The organism is Pedobacter sp. SYP-B3415 (assembly GCF_004138205.1).
Classification (GTDB): Bacteria; Bacteroidota; Bacteroidia; order Sphingobacteriales; family Sphingobacteriaceae; genus Pedobacter.
In genome coordinates, this window is the sequence record NZ_RXNQ01000021.1 from 2405 (window position 1) to 5350 (window position 2946).

Annotated in this window: 1 rRNA gene; it reads left to right on the forward strand. The window is 50.1% G+C overall.

Annotation, left to right across the window (positions count from 1 at the left end):
• The first annotated feature begins 42 nt into the window (after window positions 1-42).
• Window positions 43-2920: ribosomal RNA gene (locus EJV45_RS08705) — 23S ribosomal RNA — on the forward strand.
• Window positions 2921-2946 lie beyond the last annotated feature (26 nt).

Below are 2946 nucleotides of genomic sequence, written 5' to 3' on the forward strand. Positions count from 1 at the left end.
AATCAAAAAGGCATACCATGCGGCGCAAAAGGCGCATGAGTAGAAGAAAGTAAGAAAGGGCACACGGGGGATGCCTAGGCTCTCAGAGGCGAAGAAGGACGTGATAAGCTGCGATAAGCCGTGGGGATTAGCAAATATGAATTGATCCGCGGATTTCCGAATGGGGCAACCCGGCATGTTGAAGACATGTCACAAAAATGAGCAAACCTGCCGAACTGAAACATCTAAGTAAGCAGAGGAAGAGAAAATAACAATGATTTCCTGAGTAGTGGCGAGCGAAAGGGAAAGAGCCCAAACCATTTATGTTACGGCATAAGTGGGGTTGTAGGACTACGATGTGGTACAATGAAATGAACTGGAACAGGATGGGAAGCCTGGCGATAGACGGTGATAGCCCGGTACAGGAAAGTGACATTGACCTAGTAGTATCCTGAGTACCGCGAGGTCGGAGACGCCTTGTGGGAATCTGCCGGCACCATCCGGTAAGGCTAAATACTCCTGAGAGACCGATAGTGAACCAGTACCGTGAGGGAAAGGTGAAAAGAACCCCGAACAGGGGAGTGAAATAGAACCTGAAACCGTGTGCTTACAAGCGGTCGGAGCAGACAAGTTCTGTGACGGCGTGCCTTTTGCATAATGAGCCTACGAGTTACTCTTCATTGGCAAGGTTAAGTGGTTAAGCCACGCAGCCGAAGCGAAAGCGAGTCTGAATAGGGCGCATAGTCAGTGGAGGTAGACGCGAAACCTTGTGATCTACCCATGGACAGGTTGAAGGTGCGGTAACACGTACTGGAGGACCGAACCGATAAACGTTGAAAAGTTTCCGGATGATCTGTGGGTAGGGGTGAAAGGCTAATCAAACTGGGAAATAGCTCGTACTCCCCGAAATGTTTTTAGGAACAGCGTCGGTATAGAGTTTCATAGAGGTAGAGCTACTGATTGGGTGCGGGGGAGTCAAATCCTACCAAATCCAGACAAACTCCGAATGCTATGAAATATGACCGGCAGTGAGGCCCGGGGTGCTAAGGTCACGGGCCGAGAGGGAAAGAACCCAGACCATCAGCTAAGGTCCCCAAGTGTACGCTAAGTTGAACTAACGAGGTCCGATTGCACAGACAGCTAGGATGTTGGCTTGGAAGCAGCCATTCATTTAAAGAGTGCGTAACAGCTCACTAGTCGAGCGATCGGGCATGGATAATAAACGGGCATTAAGTGTATCACCGAAGCTATGGGATTGAAATATATCGGTAGGGGAGCATTCTAATTGCGGTGAAGGTATCTGGTAATGGGTGCTGGAGCGATTAGAAAAGCAAATGTAGGCATAAGTAACGATAAGGCGGGAGAGAAACCCGCCCACCGAAAGGATAAGGTTTCCTGATCAACGCTAATCGGATCAGGGTTAGCCGGGGCCTAAGGAGAACCCGAAAGGGATATTCGATGGACAACGGGTTAATATTCCCGTGCTTTTTATAACTGCGATGTGGGGACGGAGTAGTGAAACTGCCGCGAACTGACGGAATAGTTCGTTAAAGGCTGTAGGTATAGTTTATCCAGGCAAATCCGGATAGATTGCTGAAAGCTGATAGTACCGCAAACCTTCGGGGGCGTGGATAGTGCAGGTAATCAGACTTCCAAGAAAAACCGCTAAGCTTCAGGTTATAAAAACCCGTACCGCAAACCGACACAGGTATCCGGGAAGAGAATTCTAAGGTGCTCGAGTGAATCATGGCTAAGGAACTCGGCAAAATGGCCCTGTAACTTCGGGAGAAGGGGCGCCAATGGCAACATTGGCCGCAGTGAAAAGGCCCAGGCGACTGTTTAACAAAAACACATGGCTTTGCAAAATCGAAAGATGAGGTATAAGGCCTGACACCTGCCCGGTGCTGGAAGGTTAAGAGGGGATGTTAGTCGCAAGGCGAAGCATTGAATCGAAGCCCCAGTAAACGGCGGCCGTAACTATAACGGTCCTAAGGTAGCGAAATTCCTTGTCGGGTAAGTTCCGACCTGCACGAATGGTGTAACGATCTGGGCGCTGTCTCAGCCATGAGCTCGGTGAAATTGTGGTCCCGGTGAAGACGCCGGGTACCCGCAACGGGACGGAAAGACCCCATGCACCTTCACTACAGTTTAACATTGACATTGGATACAGGATGTGTAGGATAGGTGGGAGGCTTTGAAGCAGGTGCGCCAGCATTTGTGGAGCCAACGTTGAAATACCACCCTTTCTGTATTCGGTGTCTAACTCCGCTATGTGGAGGACATTGTTTGATGGGTAGTTTGACTGGGGTGGTCGCCTCCAAAAAGGTAACGGAGGCTTTCAAAGGTAAGCTCAGTACGCTTGGTAACCGTACGGGGAGTGCAATAGCATAAGCTTGCTTGACTGTGAGGCAAACAAGCCGATCAGGGTCGAAAGACGGATATAGTGATCCGGTGGTTCTGCATGGAAGGGCCATCGCTCAAAGGATAAAAGGTACGCTGGGGATAACAGGCTGATCTCCCCCAAGAGCTCATATCGACGGGGAGGTTTGGCACCTCGATGTCGGCTCGTCACATCCTGGGGCTGGAGAAGGTCCCAAGGGTTCGGCTGTTCGCCGATTAAAGTGGCACGCGAGCTGGGTTCAGAACGTCGCGAGACAGTTCGGTCCCTATCTGTTGTGGGCGTAGGAATTTTGAGTGGGGCTGACCTTAGTACGAGAGGACCGGGTTGGACTAGCCTCTAGTGAATCTGTTGTTCCGCCAGGGGCATTGCAGAGTAGCTACGCTGGGAATAGATAAGCGCTGAAAGCATCTAAGTGCGAAACTAGCCACGAGATGAGAATTCCATATCAGGACCGTAGCAGACTACTACGTTGATAGGTCACAGATGTAAAGGTGGTAACATCATAGTCGAGTGATACTAATCGTCCGAAGCTTTTTTCAAGCAACACAACTGTTGTTTGTTCTTCT